General features: G+C 72.5%; 14 protein-coding genes. 10 read left to right on the forward strand and 4 right to left on the reverse strand.

The window, feature by feature from the left end; genetic code table 11:
• Window positions 1–36 precede the first annotated feature (36 nt).
• The 4 genes from JI751_RS17005 to JI751_RS17020 are packed head-to-tail and all read left to right on the forward strand — an operon-like array spanning window position 37 to window position 3,639.
• Window positions 37–1,179 (forward strand): LLM class flavin-dependent oxidoreductase, encoded by a 1,143-nt coding sequence (locus JI751_RS17005; RefSeq protein WP_201939200.1) that lies wholly within the window; start codon window positions 37–39, stop codon window positions 1,177–1,179.
• Window positions 1,176–1,694 carry an NADPH-dependent FMN reductase gene (locus JI751_RS17010; RefSeq protein ID WP_201939204.1) on the forward strand — a complete coding sequence of 173 codons (519 nt, stop codon included), beginning with the start codon at window positions 1,176–1,178 and terminating at the stop codon, window positions 1,692–1,694. Before JI751_RS17005 ends, JI751_RS17010 begins: the two co-directional genes overlap by 4 nt.
• Window positions 1,691–2,299, forward strand: a complete 609-nt coding sequence (locus JI751_RS17015) for a flavin reductase family protein (RefSeq protein ID WP_201939206.1) — start codon at window positions 1,691–1,693, stop codon at window positions 2,297–2,299. Before JI751_RS17010 ends, JI751_RS17015 begins: the two co-directional genes overlap by 4 nt.
• Window positions 2,296–3,639: an MFS transporter gene (locus JI751_RS17020; RefSeq protein ID WP_201939207.1), complete on the forward strand. Its 1,344-nt coding sequence runs from the start codon at window positions 2,296–2,298 to the stop codon at window positions 3,637–3,639. Before JI751_RS17015 ends, JI751_RS17020 begins: the two co-directional genes overlap by 4 nt.
• 230 nt (window positions 3,640–3,869) lie before the next feature.
• Here the strand turns inward: JI751_RS17020 and JI751_RS17025 are convergent, their stop codons facing one another.
• The gene (locus tag JI751_RS17025) at window positions 3,870–4,856 is read right to left on the reverse strand and encodes a DUF4349 domain-containing protein (protein ID WP_201939208.1); all 987 of its coding nucleotides are present in this window, start codon (window positions 4,854–4,856) and stop codon (window positions 3,870–3,872) included.
• A gap of 58 nt (window positions 4,857–4,914) precedes the next feature.
• Window positions 4,915–5,907: an NYN domain-containing protein gene (locus tag JI751_RS17030; RefSeq protein ID WP_201939209.1), complete on the reverse strand. Its 993-nt coding sequence runs from the start codon at window positions 5,905–5,907 to the stop codon at window positions 4,915–4,917.
• Between the two features lie 23 nt (window positions 5,908–5,930).
• Between JI751_RS17030 and hemG the strand changes: the two genes are divergently transcribed.
• The 5 genes from hemG to JI751_RS17055 all read left to right on the forward strand — a co-directional run bounded on the left by hemG (window position 5,931) and on the right by JI751_RS17055 (window position 9,906).
• On the forward strand, window positions 5,931–7,280 hold the full coding sequence (gene hemG / locus JI751_RS17035; RefSeq protein WP_307814322.1) for a protoporphyrinogen oxidase: 1,350 nt from the start codon (window positions 5,931–5,933) through the stop codon (window positions 7,278–7,280).
• A 4-nt stretch (window positions 7,281–7,284) separates the two neighbouring features.
• A complete protein-coding gene (hemQ, locus tag JI751_RS17040; protein WP_201939210.1) occupies window positions 7,285–7,992 on the forward strand; it encodes a hydrogen peroxide-dependent heme synthase in 708 nt (235 codons plus the stop codon).
• A gap of 99 nt (window positions 7,993–8,091) precedes the next feature.
• The gene (locus JI751_RS17045; RefSeq protein WP_201939211.1) at window positions 8,092–8,607 is read left to right on the forward strand and encodes a cysteine dioxygenase; all 516 of its coding nucleotides are present in this window, start codon (window positions 8,092–8,094) and stop codon (window positions 8,605–8,607) included.
• Window positions 8,604–9,026, forward strand: a complete 423-nt coding sequence (locus JI751_RS17050; protein WP_201939212.1) for a rhodanese-like domain-containing protein — start codon at window positions 8,604–8,606, stop codon at window positions 9,024–9,026. Before JI751_RS17045 ends, JI751_RS17050 begins: the two co-directional genes overlap by 4 nt.
• A 37-nt stretch (window positions 9,027–9,063) precedes the next feature.
• Entirely contained in the window at window positions 9,064–9,906 is an 843-nt protein-coding gene (locus tag JI751_RS17055) for a hypothetical protein (RefSeq protein WP_201939214.1), read from the forward strand.
• A 1-nt stretch (window position 9,907) separates the two neighbouring features.
• Here the strand turns inward: JI751_RS17055 and msrB are convergent, their stop codons facing one another.
• Window positions 9,908–10,306, reverse strand: a complete 399-nt coding sequence (gene msrB / locus JI751_RS17060) for a peptide-methionine (R)-S-oxide reductase MsrB (protein WP_201939215.1) — start codon at window positions 10,304–10,306, stop codon at window positions 9,908–9,910.
• Window positions 10,307–10,456: 150 nt separating this feature from the next.
• Between msrB and JI751_RS17065 the strand changes: the two genes are divergently transcribed.
• Window positions 10,457–11,539 carry a DNA polymerase domain-containing protein gene (locus JI751_RS17065; RefSeq protein ID WP_201939217.1) on the forward strand — a complete coding sequence of 361 codons (1,083 nt, stop codon included), beginning with the start codon at window positions 10,457–10,459 and terminating at the stop codon, window positions 11,537–11,539.
• Window positions 11,540–11,648: 109 nt separating this feature from the next.
• Here the strand turns inward: JI751_RS17065 and JI751_RS17070 are convergent, their stop codons facing one another.
• Entirely contained in the window at window positions 11,649–14,417 is a 2,769-nt protein-coding gene (locus JI751_RS17070) for a stealth family protein (RefSeq protein ID WP_201939220.1), read from the reverse strand.
• Window positions 14,418–14,458 lie beyond the last annotated feature (41 nt).

Genomic DNA, 14,458 nt, shown 5'->3' on the forward strand with positions numbered 1-14,458 from the left:
GCTGCGCTCGCACCTCACCCACCGAAAGAGAGAGACATGAAGTTCCACTGGTTCCTGCCCACCAACGGCGGCGACGGCCGCCAGGTCGTCAGCGGCGGCCACGGCGTCGAGCACGGCAACGCCGGCCGCCCCGCGAGCGTGCCCTACCTGGGCCAGATCGCCCGGAGCGCCGAGCAGCTCGGCTTCGAGGCCGCGCTGACCCCGACCGGCGCGTGGTGCGAGGACGCCTGGCTCACCACCGCGATGCTCGCCCCGCTGTCGGAGCGGCTCAAGTTCCTCGTCGCGTTCCGGCCCGGCCTCACCTCGCCGACGCTGGCCGCCCAGATGGCTGCCACCTTCCAGAACCTCACCGAGGGCCGCCTCCTGCTCAACGTCGTCACCGGCGGCGAGTCCCACGAGCAGCGTGCCTACGGCGACTTACTCGACAAGGACGGCCGCTACGAGCGCTGCGGCGAGTTCCTGTCGATCGTCCGCCGGCTCTGGACGGGGGAGGAGGTGACGTACGCCGGCAGGCACCTGCGCGTCGAGGGTGCCAAGCTGCAGCAGCTGCCCGACCCGGTCCCGGGGATCTACTTCGGCGGCTCGTCGCCCGCCGCCGGCGAGGTCGCCGCCGAGCACGCCGACGTCTACCTGACGTGGGGCGAGCCGCCGGCCGCGGTCGAGAAGAAGGTCCAGTGGATCCGTGAGCTCGCGGAGAAGAAGGGCCGCGAGCTGACCTACGGGCTCCGCGTGCACACGATCTCTCGCGACACCTCCGAGGAGGCGTGGGCCGAGGCCGACCGCCTGCTCGAGGGCATCTCCGACGACGACATCAAGCGCGTGCAGGACGGCCTCAAGCGCTCGGAGTCCGTCGGTCAGAAGAACATGCTCGCCCTCAACGAGGGCAGCAAGGACGGCCTCGAGATCCACCCCAACCTCTGGGCCGGCGTCGGCCTGGTCCGCGGCGGTGCCGGCACCGCGCTCGTGGGCAGCCACGAGGAGGTCGCCGACCTCATCGAGCAGTACGCCGCCGTGGGCATCGACGAGTTCGTCCTCTCGGCCTACCCCCACCTCGAGGGCGCCTACCACTTCGGCGAGGGCGTGCTTCCCCTGCTGGAGAAGCGCGGGGTCTGGACCAACCCGGCGCCCGTCAGCAACCGGTCCTCGGTGCCCTTCGGCGGGCAGCGGGCCGCGTCATGACCAACCGCGTCGCCGTCGTCGTCGGCAATCCCAAGCCCGTCTCCCGCACCTACGAGGCCGCCCTGGCCCTGGCCGAGCGCCTCGGTGGGGCCGACCTCGTGGTCGACCTGGCCGACCACACCGGCGAGCTCTTCGACTGGTCGTCCGCGACCGTCGACGAGCTCGTCGCGGAGGTCGCCGCCAGCGACGTGGTGATCGTGGCGAGCCCGACCTACAAGGCGACCTACACCGGTCTCCTCAAGGTCTTCCTCGACCGTTTCCCGCACCAGGGGCTCAGCGGCGTCACCGCGATCCCGCTGATGCTAGGCGCGGCCGACACCCACGCGCTGTCGGTCGAGCACGGCCTGCGCCCGCTGCTCGTCGAGCTCGGCGCGTCGGTGCCGACCCGTGGCCTGTTCGTCCTCGACTCCGAGCACGCCGACGCGGCGCCGTACGACCGCTGGTTCTCCTCGGCCCGGCACCTCCTCCCCACCACTCCCGCAACCACCCCCACCAGTCAGGCGGTGTCCGCATGACCCAGTCCCTCACCTCCACGCCCGCGCTCGACCCGCGCACCCTGCGCGACGCGTTCGGTGCCTTCCCGTCCGGCGTCGTCGCCGTGGCGGCCTCCGTCAAGGGCCAGCTCACCGGCATCGCGGCGTCGTCGTTCACCTCGGTGAGCATCGACCCGCCGCTGGTGTCGTTCTCGATCTCGACGACCAGCTCGACGTGGCCGCTGCTGCGCGAGGCCGACCACCTCGGCATCAGCGTGCTCGCCGACCACCACGACGCGGTGTGCCGCCAGCTCGCCGGGCCGCGCGAGGAGCGCTTCGCCGGGCTGCCCTTCCGGGTCACCGGGAACGGCTCGGTCCTGCTCGACGAGGCCGTCGCGACCTACGACTGCTCGGTGCACCAGGAGGTCGTCGCCGGCGACCACCTGATCGTCCTGCTCGAGGTGCACGAGGTCGGCGGCGGCGACGGCGAGCACCCGCTCGTCTTCCACCGCTCGGGCTTCGCCAAGCTCCACCGCGACGACCTCGACCCCGCCCGCCTCGACGGCCGGATCAACGGCGCCGAGGTCGACCGCGGTCGCGAGTCCGCCGACTCCGGCGAGCACGAGTCGAAGGAGGACGCCGCGTGAGCACCCACAAGAGCACCGACCTGCCGCCCAGCCCGCGCCGCGTGGCCCTCGCGTCGGCCGTCGGCGCCACCATCGAGTGGTACGACTTCTTCCTCTACGGCACGGCTGCCGCCGTCGTCTTCGACAAGCTCTACTTCAACGGCCTCAACGGCCCGGCCGCGCAGTTCGCCGCCTTCGCGACCTTCGCCGTCGGCTTCTTCGCCCGGCCGATCGGCGGCCTGGTCTTCGGGCACTTCGGCGACCGGATCGGTCGCAAGCAGATGCTCCTGCTGACGCTGGTCATCATGGGCATCGGCACGGCCCTCATCGGCCTGCTGCCGACCTACGACTCCATCGGCGTCTGGGCGCCCATCGCCCTCGTCGTGCTGCGCGTGCTGCAGGGCATCGGGGTCGGCGGTGAGTACGGCGGTGCCGTGCTGCTCGCGGTCGAGTACGCCCCGGCGGAGCGCCGCGGCTTCTACGGCAGCTTCGCCCACATCGGCGTACCCGGCGGCCTCGTCCTCGCGGCCGGCGCCTTCTCGCTCGCCGGCCTGCTCCCCGGGGAGGACTTCCTCGCCTGGGGCTGGCGCGCGTGCTTCCTGGTCAGCATCGTGCTGCTCGGCATCGGCGCCTACATCCGGCTGTCGGTGATGGAGACCCCGGAGTTCGCCAAGGTGCAGGAGCGCAAGGAGATCTCGCGCATCCCGCTGAAGGACCTCGTCGCCGAGCAGCCGCGGCCACTCCTGCTGGGCATGGGCACGCGCTTCATCGAGGGCTTCACGTTCAACCTGTTCTCCGTCTACCTGCTCGCCTACGTCGCGACCAACCTCGAGCTGCCGCGTGCCTGGGCGCTCGACGCGATCATCGTCGGCGCCGCGATCGGCGTGGTGCTCGTGCCGGTCGCCGGCGCGCTGTCCGACAGGGTCGGCCGCAAGCCCGTCTACCGCGTCGGCGCCTGGCTCGGACTGCTGTTCGCGTTCCCCGCGGCCCACCTCGTCCAGACCGAGAACCGCTGGGCGATCTCGGCGGTGTTCATCGTCGGCCTCGGTGCGATCTACGGCATCGTCTACGGCCCGCTCGCCGCCTTCTGGTCCGAGCTCTTCGACACCCGCTACCGCTACACCGCGCTCAGCACGCTCTACCAGGTCTCCGGCATCCTCGCCTCCGGCCTCACCCCGCTCATCGCGGCGTGGCTGGTGACCAAGGGGGAGGGCACGCTCTGGTGGGTCGCGGGCTACAACGTGCTCGTCGCGGCCATCTCGCTCATCTGTGCGCGCTTCCTCCCCGAGACCCGCGGGCGCGGGCTCGACCGTGAGGACCTCGATCCGGAGCTCGAGAGGCGCGAGCCCGTCACCGTCTGAGGGGTCCGTCCGCCGAGGGTGGCGGCACATGACATGTGGCAGGGCGGTGTGGATGTCGTGTGCCGCCACCCTGGTGGCACCGGGGTCCCGAGGGTGGCGGCACATGACATGCGGTGGGGCGGTGTGGATGTCGTGTGCCGCCACCCTGGTGGCGCCGGGTCCCGAGGGGTGGCGGCACATGACATGCGGTGGGGCGGTGTGGATGTCGTCTGCCGCCACCCTGGCGGCACCTACGCGGTCGGCGTCTCGGTCGGGACGGCGGCGGGCTCGGCCGACCGGCGACGGCGTACGACGAGCCAGATCGGCAGCCCCACCACGAGGGCCACGACGCCGAAGGGCAGCAGCGCGCCGAGGACCAGGCCGACCGCGCCGAAGGTGCCGTCGAGGGCCTTGAGGCCTCCGCGCAGCCCGTCGAGGAACCCGGCGGGCGGCTCGGCGGCCTTCTCCTCCTCCTGCTCGACCGCCGCCTTCTTCTTCTCGGAGATGTCGACGCTGATCGTCGACAGCGAGGTCTGGTCGGTCAGCCACGACTGCTGCGACTTCAACGAGTCCAGCTCGGCCTGCCGGGTGGTGAGCTGCGACTCGATCCAGACCAGGTCCTTGAGCGACTCGGACTCCGCGAGCAGCAGCTCGACGCGCTTGAGGCTCGCCTCCTGCGCCCGCACCCGGGCGGCGGTGTCGATGACCTGGGTGGTCACGTCGTCGGACCCGCGACTCGCGGAGACGAGGCCGTCGAGCTGCGAGAGCGCCGACATCGCGGCGCCGAACCGGTGGCTGGGCACCCGGATCACGAAACGCGAGTGCGACGACGAGCCCTCCTCGTCGGTCGTGGTGTCCTCCTCGGTGATGTCACCGCCCTGGACGTCGACGATCCGCTGCACCTCCTGGCGGGTCTCCGCGACGTCCGTGCTGGCCAGGGACACCGAGCCGCTGGAGACGACGGCCCGCTCCATCTGCGGGGCGTCCGGCCCTCCGGCCGACGGCGACGAGGTGGTGTCGTCCTCGTTCCCGAGGTCCCCGGGCTCGCGGCTCGCGCCGCCCGGCGACCCGGCCATCCCGTCAGTGCCGGACGTACGGCCGGACTCGCCGCCGAACGACGAGGAGGTGTCCGCGTCCGCGGACGAGCCGCCTCCGCTGTCCGAGGCCGAGCAGGCGGCCAGTGCGGCCGTCATGGTGATCGCTGCGAGGAGACCGGTGGCGCGGGTACGAGTGCTCATGCCCGTCCGACGCCGGTCGCGCCGAGGCCGGTTCCGGCCGTGACGCAACTGTGACGTGTCAGGACTTCTTGGCCGCGGCCTTGCTGCTCTTCCTCGCGGCGCGCGTCGTGGTGGTGACGGTCGGGACCGGGGCCGGGGCCTGGGCCGGGGTCTCGGCCGGCTGCGTCGTCTCGGCGTTCGTGGCTGCCTTGGCCTTCTTCGCCCGCGGTGCCCGCGGCTCCTTGGTCACGTCCTTGGCCGCGTCCCTGGTCTCCTTCGGAGCCGACTTCGGGGCCGACTTCGGAGCCGACCTGCCGGCGGCCTTCTTCGCGGGTGCCCCGCCCTTGCGGCGTACGCGCATCGCGTTGCCGGTGCCCGTCGTCTCGAGGTAGGGCTGCTCCGCGACCAGCGTGCTGAGCCGGGCGCCGGGACCGGCGAAGGTCCGTGCGTCGAACGACGGGTGGGTGCGGATCAGCTGGTTGCCGAGCGTCGGCAGCGGGACCCAGCCCTCGTCGTCGGAGACCGCGTTGATCGCGCGGGTGAGCGCGCTCTCGAGGTTGATCTCGGCGGAGGCCGGCTCCTGCGAGTCGTCCTGCGGGTCCTCGGGGTCCTCGGCGGCGTCGGGGGTCTCGGCGACGACCGCGAGGTCGATGAACTTGTCGCAGGCGTTGCGCAGCGACTCGGGAGCCTTGTTCTCGCCCAGCACGTAGACGGTCTTCCCGGACTCGCGCAGCCGGTGCGCGAGGCTGGTGAAGTCGCTGTCGCTGGTCACCAGCGCGAAGGCCTCCACGTTGCCGTCGTAGAGCAGGTCCATCGCGTCGATGACGAGGGCGAGGTCGGTCGAGTTCTTGCCGTGCGTGAAGGCGTTCTGGTGCATCGCGCGCAGCCCGAGGCTGTTGAGCTTGCGGGCCCACTGGGTGAGGTGCGGGTTGGTCCAGTCGCCGTAGACGCGCCGGATCGTCGGGTTGCCGTACTTCGCGACCTCGCTCAGCACCTCGTTGGCGTACGACGGCCGGGTGTTGTCGGCGTCGATCATCACGGCGATCCGGTCGGTGCTCACGTTGGCTTCCACACCGCTCACCCTAGGCTGACGGCGTGGCATGGGACGTGGTGGTCGTCGGCGGGGGAGTCGCCGGGCTCGTCGCGGCCCGCGGGCTCGCCGCGACCGGACGCGACGTCCTGCTGCTCGAGGCCTCGCCGCAGGTCGGCGGCAAGCTGCGCAGCGCCGAGGTCGCCGGGCTCACCGTCGACGTCGGCGCCGAGGCGATGCTGGCCCGCCGGCCGGAGGGTCTCGACCTGGCGGACGAGCTCGGCACCGAGGTCCTGCACCCGACGGCCGCGACCTCCGGCGTCTGGTCGCGCGGAGCCCTCCGTCCGCTCCCGCGGTCGCTGATGGGCGTCCCGCTCGACCTGGACCAGCTCGCCGGGAGCGGGGTGCTCAGCCCCGAGGGACTGGCGCGCGTCTCCGCCGAGACCCCGACCGACGTCGCCGACGACGTGTCGGTCGGCGACCTCGTCGCCTCGCGACTCGGCGTCGAGGTGGTCGAGCGGCTGGTCGAGCCGCTCCTCGGCGGCGTGTACGCCGGCCACGCCCGCCGCATCTCGGCCGCCGCCGCTGTGCCGCAGCTGCTGGCGATGGCCCGCCGTGGCTCGCTCCTCGACCAGGCCGCGTCCGTCCCCGTCTCCGCCGCTCCGGTCTTCGCCACCCTTCCCGGGGGGATGGGCCGCCTGCCCGGCCTCGTCGTCGCCGGCGGTGGCTTCGAGGCCCGGACCTCGGCGACGGTCCGCGCCCTGCGGCGTACGGCGGACGGCTGGGCGCTCACCGTCGGTCCGACCACGCACCCCGAGACCGTCGAGGCGGGCGCCGTCGTGCTGGCCACCCCGGCCACCCCGACGGCCAGGCTGCTCGCCGACGTGACGCCGGCCGCTGCCGCCGAGCTCGCGAGCGTCGAGTCCGCGAGCGTCGCCGTCGTGACGCTCGCCTTCCGGGCGCAGGACCTGCCGGACGCGCTCTTCGAGCGCTCCGGCTTCCTGGTGCCGCCGGTCGAGCGGCGCGCGATCAAGGCGGCCACGTTCTCCTTCGCGAAGTGGGGCTGGGTGCGCGACCTCGACCCGGACGTCGTGGTGCTGCGCACCTCGCTCGGCCGGCACCGCGAGGAGGCGACGCTGCAGGCCACCGACGAGGGCCTGGTGCGGGTCTCGCTCGCCGACCTCGCCTCACTGGCCGGCATCACGGCACGTCCCGTCGACACCCACGTGCAGCGGTGGGGCGGCGCCCTGCCGCAGTACGCCGTCGGCCACCTCGACCGCGTCGCCCGCATCCGCGCAGCCGTCGCCGACCTGCCCGGGCTCGCCCTGTGCGGGGCGACGTACGACGGCGTCGGCGTCCCGGCGGTGATCGGGTCCGCCCGCCGCGCTGTGGCCTCGCTCACGCAGGCAGAATGAACGCATGAGTAGCGACAAGACGAACGCGGCGCGCACCCGCGAGCTCAACGACACCATCCGCTACACGATGTGGTCGGTCTTCAAGCTCCGCGACCTCATCGGGGAGGCCGACCGCGACGCCGACGCGCTCGAGGTCGAGGCGCTCTTCTCCTCCCTCGCCGAGCAGGGCGTGGTGGTCCGCGGGCTCTACGACGTCAGCGGCCTGCGCGCCGACGCGGACCTGATGGTCTGGTGGCACGCCGCGGACTCCGAGGCGCTCCAGGGCGCCTACAACGCCTTCCGTCGCACCACCTTCGGCAACCGCCTCGAGCCCGTCTGGTCACAGATGGCGCTGCACCGGCCGGCCGAGTTCAACAAGTCGCACATCCCGGCGTTCCTCGCCGACGAGGAGCCGCGGGCGCACATCTGCGTCTACCCGTTCGTCCGGTCCTACGAGTGGTACCTCCTCGAGGACTCCGAGCGCCGTCGGATGCTGGCCCAGCACGGGCAGCAGGCGCGCGGCTACGCCGACGTACGGGCCAACACCGTCGCGTCCTTCGCGCTCGGCGACTACGAGTGGATCCTCGCCTTCGAGTGCGACGAGCTGCACCGCATCGTCGACCTCATGCGCGACCTGCGCGCGTCGGACGCCCGGATGCACGTGCGCGAGGAGGTGCCGTTCTACACCGGCGCCCGCGTCACCGCCGCGGACCTCATCGCGCGCCTGCCCTGACCTGTCACCGGCGCTCGGCAACACGTGGCGCCCAATGGCAGGATCGGCTGTCGTGAGCAATGTAGAGTAAGTCACTCGACATTGTTCAAAGGAGCGAGCATGACCGCCATCTTCCCCACCTCCAGCCCCTCGATCAGCCTTTCATCCAGCCCCTCGTCCAGCCCGGTCCGCCGCCGCCCGACCTCCGGGACCGCCCGCGCGGCACTCGCCCAGTACCTCGCCACGCACGACCCGCTCAGCGCCGTGGACCTCTCCGTCCCCGAGCGCACGTGGGTGCGGGTCGCGCACGGCGAGGACGCCGACATCTGGCTGATCACCTGGCCGGCCGGGTCGAGCACCGGCTGGCACGACCACGGCTCGGCCAGCGGCGCGTTCGTCGTGCTGGAGGGGCAGCTCACGGAGTACGTCTGGACCGGCGTGGCCACCGCCACGACGCTGCAGTCGCCCGGCGTCCGCGAGTTCGACGGCAGCCACATCCACGACGTGATCAACCACGGCGTCCGTACGGCGGTGTCGCTGCACGCCTACGCCCCCTCGCTCGCCGCGATGACGCGGTACGAGCTGGTGCGCGGCCGGCTCCAGGTGACCGGCGTTGAGCAGCGGGAGACCTGGTGACCGCCGTCGCGAGCCCGCCGCACCACGACGGGGTCGACGCCCTCCTGGCCGACGCGCGCTCGCGCCTGGACCGGATCGACGTCGAGGCGGCCTACCGCGAGACGCTCGACGGCGCCCTCCTCGTCGACATCCGGCCCGCCGCGCAGCGTGCTGCGGAGGGCGAGGTGAGCCCGGCGCTGCGGCCGCTGGTCGTCGAGCGCAACGTGCTCGAGTGGCGCTTCGACCCGCGGTCCGAGGCGTGCCTGCCGGAGGCGTCGTACGACGCCCGGATCGTGGTGCTGTGCCAGGAGGGCTACACCTCCAGCCTCGCCGCGGACGCGCTGCGCAGCCTCGGGCTCGACGCGACCGACGTCGTCGGCGGGTTCAAGGCGTGGCGCGAGGCGTACCTGCCGACGGCGTGCCCGGGCCGCGCCTCCTGACGCGGAACGAGAGCTGCCGCAGTAACGTCGGACCACCATGACGTACTCACGCCTGGCCCCAGCCCTCGCCCTCGTCCTGTCCGTCACCGCCCTCGCCGCCTGCGGCAACGAGGGCGACACGAACGCCGTCGACCCCGCGGCCTCCGGTGAGCCGTCGTCGACGGCTGCGCCGACCCCCGTCCCCGAAGGGCAGGTCCGCACCCGCGGGCTGGTCACCGTCCTCGACGCCGGCGAGGGCCCCGAGCTCTGCCTCGGCGCGATCGCCGAGTCCTACCCGCCCCAGTGCGGCGGCCCCGCGCTCGTGGACTTCGAGTTCGGCGACGTCGGCGCGGAGAAGGCCTCGGGCGTGACATGGGGGCAGTACAACGTGACCGGCACCTACGACGGCACGACCTTCACGGTCACCGACAGCATCCCCGCCGCGCTGTACGACGCGATGGCCGAGCCGGAGACGGGCGGGCTCGAGCCGGCCTGCGACGACGCGACCACGACCGATGCCGACATGGCGAGCCCCGAGGACATGGACGCCACCCTGGCCGCGGCCGCCGCGCTGCCGTCGTACGCCACCGCGTGGCTGAGCAACGGCACGATCAGCGTCGCCGTCACCGAGGACCCCGAGGGTGCCGAGGCCGAGCTCCGCAAGACGTGGGGCGGGCTGCTGTGCGTGACCACCGTCGAGAAGACGGACGCGGACCTCAACGAGGTCAACCAGGAGCTCCAGGCGGCGCTCGGCGAGCAGCTGCTCACCAGCGGCTCGACCTCGCCCGACTCGCTCGACGCGACGGTGGTCTTCGACGACGGGTCGATCCAGGACTGGGCCGACACGACGTACGGCGACGGGCTGGTGCGGATCAGCTCCGCACTCGAGCCCGTCTCCTGAGCTACTTCTTCTCGTTGAGCGTGATGCTGATGGAGTTGATGCAGTAGCGGTCGCCGGTGGGCGTGCCGAAGCCGTCGGGGAAGACGTGGCCGAGGTGGGAGCCGCACTTCGCGCAGCGCACCTCGACCCTCTTCATGCCGTGGGTGTTGTCCTCGATGTACTCCACGGTGTCGGTCATCGGCTGGTAGAAGCTCGGCCAGCCGCAGCCGGAGTGGAACTTCGTGTCGCTGGTGAACAGCTCCGAGCCGCACGCCTTGCAGGAGTAGGTGCCCTCGGTCTCGGTGTCGGTGTACTCACCGGTGAACGCGCGCTCGGTGCCCGCCTGCCGCAGGACGGCGTACTCCTCCGCGCTGAGCTCTTCACGCCACTGCTCGTCGGTCTTCTGCACGTCGTAGGCCATGGCTCCAGTTTACGGACGCGGGCCAGCGTGCGGCCCGGAGGAGCCTGGTTTCGACGCGCCTGACGCGACTTCGCAAGCTCAGTCGCGGGCTTGCTCAACCTCCCGACCCACGCCGTGTCCGACTGCGTCGGCCCCGGCTAGGGTCGGGACATGGCAGCTGCGAAGCCGGTGATGGTCCGGGCCGGCGAGCGAGAGGTCCGCGTCTCCTCGCCCGACCGCGTCATCTACGAGGCCACGGAGACGACCGGCGAGGTCACCAAGCTGATGGTCGCGGAGTACTTCGCGAGCGTCGAGGACGGCCTGATGCGCGCCCTGCGGGACCGCCCGACGGCGCTGGAGCGGTGGACGTCCGGCGTGCGCCCGGGGATGAAGCTCGCCACCGGGCCGCAGGACCGCAACGCCGACGCGTTCTACCAGAAGCGTGTCCCCAAGGGGGCTCCGGACTACCTCGAGACCGCCACCATCACGTTCCCGTCCGGCCGCACGGCCGACGAGATCTGCCCGACCGAGATCGCCGTGCCGGTCTGGTGCGCCCACATGGGCACGCTGACGTTCCACCCGTGGCCGGTCCGGCGCGCGGACGTCGACCATCCCGACGAGCTGCGGATCGACCTCGACCCGCAGCCGGGCACGGGCTTCGCCGACGCCGTACGGGTCGCGGGCGTGGCGCGCGAGCTGCTGGCGGACCTCGGGATGACGGGCTTCGCCAAGACGTCGGGCAACCGGGGCATCCACGTCTACGTGCGGATCGAGCCGCAGTGGGACTTCGCGGCCGTACGGCACGCGGCGATCGCCTTCGGGCGCGAGCTCGAGAAGCGCGACGACGGCGTGACCACGGCGTGGTGGAAGGAGGAGCGGGGGACGAGGATCTTCGTCGACTTCAACCAGAACACCCGCGACCGCACGATCGCGTCGGCGTACTCCCTGCGCCCGATCGCCGGGGCGCCCGTCTCGACGCCGCTGTCGTGGGACGAGCTGGCGACGCTCGACTCGCCCACGGGGCTGAACCTGTTCACGGTCCCCGAGCGGCTCGCCTCCGACGGCGACCCCTGGGCGACGATCGACGACGTCCACCACTCGCTCCAGCCGCTCCTCGACCTCTGGGACGAGCACCCCGTCGAGCTCAACTTCCCGCCCGACCACCCGAAGATGCCCGGTGAGCCCCCGCGGGTCCAGCCGTCGAAGAAGGTCGAGTCCCACTGGGACGAGGACGGCAACAGGATCGAGGGCTGAGCCTGACCACCGGTGGTCGAGGAAGGCGTCCTGGCGCCTGTCACGAGACCGCACGTGTCAGGCGGCCCTGGTCTCGTGACGGTCGCTGCGCGACCTCCTCGACCGGCGGCTAGCCGAGCTCCCAGGGGGCCGGGATCGGGAAGTACTGCTCGAGGAACTCGTGGAGCAGGCCGTCGGCCCGCTCGTCGTCGAACGCCGAGAGCATGTTGTCGGCGACGCAGAAGAAGTCGCGGTCGCGCTTGAGCATCTGCTTGAGCTGGGCGGGCAGCTGCTGGTGGCCGAGGTCGACGTAGCCGTGGTGGGCGCTCGCGCGGAAGGCTTGGCCGGTGATCAGGCCGTAGTTCTGGGCGAAGGACGACAGCAGCGAGAGGTCGGTCGCGGAACGGAACGGCGCCTGGGTCGTCGCGTCCACCTCGGACGGGAAGCGGGCCGCGATCTCCTCGAGGGTCGTACGCCGTTGCGGGTGCGGGCTGTGCATCATCGTCTGCGTCAGAGCGACACCGAACGCGTCGGTGAGCACGCGACGGTTGTTGAGCCCGGCAGTCAGGTAGGGGCGGTCGTCCGTGCCGGGGAGGCCGACGGCGCGGTGGTCGGCGACGAACGCGGCGTAGTGCCCGCCGGGGGTGAAGAAGTGCTCGGGCCGTCTCGGCCGGCCGAGGAACACGTCGTCGTTGACGTAGACGAAGTGGTCGGCCAGGTCGGGGACGGCGTGCAGTCGCGTCTCGATGGCGTGCGAGCTGAAGGTGGGCAGCGCCGATGCGGGGAGGATGTCGCGGTGGTCGACGACCCGGATCCGGTCGTGCGAGGTGTCCAGCCAGGTCGGCACCTGGCCGGCGGTGACGAGGTGGATCCGGCGCACCCATGGCGCGAAGAGGTGGAGGCTGCGCATGGAGTAGCGCAGCTCGTCGCGGGACTTGTAGCGCTGCGCGCCGCCCGCGCGCTCGCTCGGGGTGCCGCCGGTCTCGACGATCCGGCGGTCGCGCGCGTCGAGCCATTCCTCGTCGTCGCCGTCGACCCAGGTGTAGACGACGTCGACGTCGAAGCGGACGTCGTCGACCGTCGGCAGCGCCATCAGCTCCAGGGTGGGCACGTCGATGCCCTCGACCGGGATCGTGGTGCGCGGGGTGCCGGCCGGGACGCGGTCGCCGTAGCGGTTGAGGCCGGGCGCGAACAGGTCGCCCTCGGGCGACTCCTCCCAGAACTGCACGCCGACCTCGACGCCCTCGCCGAGCACGCCGTCGTGCCCACCGCGCATCGGCCACGGCTCCAGGAAGAGGGAGGCGGTGCGGGTGCGGGAGAGCTCGTCGGTCATCGCCGCGACGGTCCCGCGGCGCTCGTGCCAGCCTCGCTCGGCGGGATCGCGGACCGACAGCCAGTCCGGCACGCCGGCGGCCGCGAGCGCGGACAGGAAGTCGCCGCGGCGCGACGACGGCACGACGACCACCGGGTGCGGGTCGAGGCCGCGCGCGGGCATCACGAACCAGCCGTCCCCGGCTGCCGCAGCGGCGGAGGTGAGCACCCGCAGGGCCGTCGTACGCGCCTCGGCGGGGGTGATGCCCGCTGCCGAGCTCGTCTCGGGGAGGTCGCCCAGCGGACCGGGACGCAGGCCGTGCAGCACCCGGCGGGGAGCGAGGGGGTCGGCACGACGCTCGACGGCCGTGCGGAACACGCCGACCCACTGGCGGCCCAGCGCCTGGCCGTCCCAGCGCTCCGACCGGGCGAGCGCGGCGGCACCGAGGCGCGTCCGCAGGTCGTCGTCGGTCGCGATGCGCAGCATCGCGGCGGCCATCGCGGCCTTGGACGCCGGCGGCACGAGCAGCCCGTCGACGTCGTGGGTGATCATCTCGCGCGGTCCCGACGGGCAGTCGTACGACACCGGCGGCACGCCCGCCGACATCGCCTCCTGCAGCACGAGCGGGTAGCCCTCGCCGCGCGAGGCGAGCACGGCGACGCTGGCCTTCGCCCACTCGGCGGCGAGGTCGGTCGTCGAGCCCGGGAGCAGGACACGGTCCTCGAGGCCGAGCTTGCGGACCTGGGCGGCGAGGTTGTCGGCGCGCGGGCCGTCGCCCCAGATGGTCAGCGTCCAGCCGGGGACCTCCTCGTGGATGCGCCAGAACGCGTCGACGAGGTGCTCGAACTGCTTCTCCGGGGCCAGCCGGCCGGCGGTCACGAACGACTTCTGGTCCAGGGGCGAGCGGGGCTGCGGCGTGCCGGGCAGCGGGTTGGGGATGACCACCAGCTCGGGCGCCGCGCCGCCGAGGCGGCCGGCGAGCCAGCGAGACATCGACTCGGTCAGCGACACCACGATGTCGGCGCGCGGGGCGAACTCGAGCAGCGCCCCCAGGTCGTTGACCCGGGCCGAGGAGGCGCGGTGCTCCTGGTGCACGAGCGCCACGTCGGCGGGCGCGAGCTGGGCGACGACCGCCAGCAGCTCGGGGGTCGTGGTGACCAGCACGTCGGCCTCGATCGAGCCGAGCGCCTCGCGCATCGTGGCGTCGGTCAGGCCGTTGTAGAGCGCGTCCCAGCTGCGCGGCACGATCACGGACTCGCGCTGTGCCAGTTCTTGGGCGACGCCGTCGGGGTGGCGGCCGGCGACCGCGGTGGCGCGCTCACGTCGTACGTCGACGAGGTAGGTGACCTCGAGGCCGTCGGACAGCGGGTAGTGGGTCGTCGCGCCGCTCCGCCAGACGCTGAGGATGCGGACCCGGTGGCCCTCGCCGAGCGCGAGGAGGGCGTTGGCCTGCTCGATGCCCGAGCGCGCGGTGCCACCCATGCCGTCGGCGTTGAAGAGCACGAAGACGATGTCGAGGGGGCCGTCGCGGCGCGCGCGCCGCACCACCGACCGCACCTTCCCGCCCAGCTTGTCGCCCAGTGCCACGTGCGCCTCAGTCCTGTCTCGAGGGGTCGTCGCCACGATCC

The organism is Nocardioides baculatus (genome assembly GCF_016735675.1).
GTDB lineage: Bacteria > Actinomycetota > Actinomycetes > Propionibacteriales > Nocardioidaceae > Nocardioides > Nocardioides baculatus.